The organism is Deinococcus pimensis DSM 21231, from assembly GCF_000519345.1.
Taxonomy (GTDB): domain Bacteria; phylum Deinococcota; class Deinococci; order Deinococcales; family Deinococcaceae; genus Deinococcus_A; species Deinococcus_A pimensis.
The window spans coordinates 113175-113484 of sequence record NZ_KI912636.1; the positions used below are offsets into that span (position 1 = coordinate 113175).

Annotated in this window: 1 protein-coding gene; it reads right to left on the reverse strand. The window is 73.9% G+C overall.

Annotation, left to right across the window (positions count from 1 at the left end; all coding sequences use genetic code 11):
- Positions 1-44: 44 nt before the first annotated feature.
- On the reverse strand, positions 45-310 hold a 266-nt coding region (locus DEIPI_RS29670; protein WP_211238268.1), incomplete at its 5' end, for a GrpB family protein.

Genomic DNA, 310 nt, shown 5'->3' on the forward strand with positions numbered 1-310 from the left:
CCGCAGACGTCCGACGCGGAGGTGCTGGCCCTGCTGGGGCGCGGCTAGGCGTCGGTGGGCGGCGGCGCCCAGCGGGCGGTGGCGGCCCAGTCGAAGGCGCCCGCCATGATGATGTCGAACACGGGATCCTTGACGTCGTAGTACTTCTCCGGGTCGCCGCCGACGTGGCGGGCGAGCTGCCGCTTGACGTCGGCGTAGGCGTTCGCCGCGAGGGGGTGCGCGCGCAGGTAGTCGCGGCACAGCAGCGCGTAGCGCCCATTGAAGCGGCCCTGCTCGCGCAGGTGGACGTGCGCGCGGCGCGTCTCCTGCA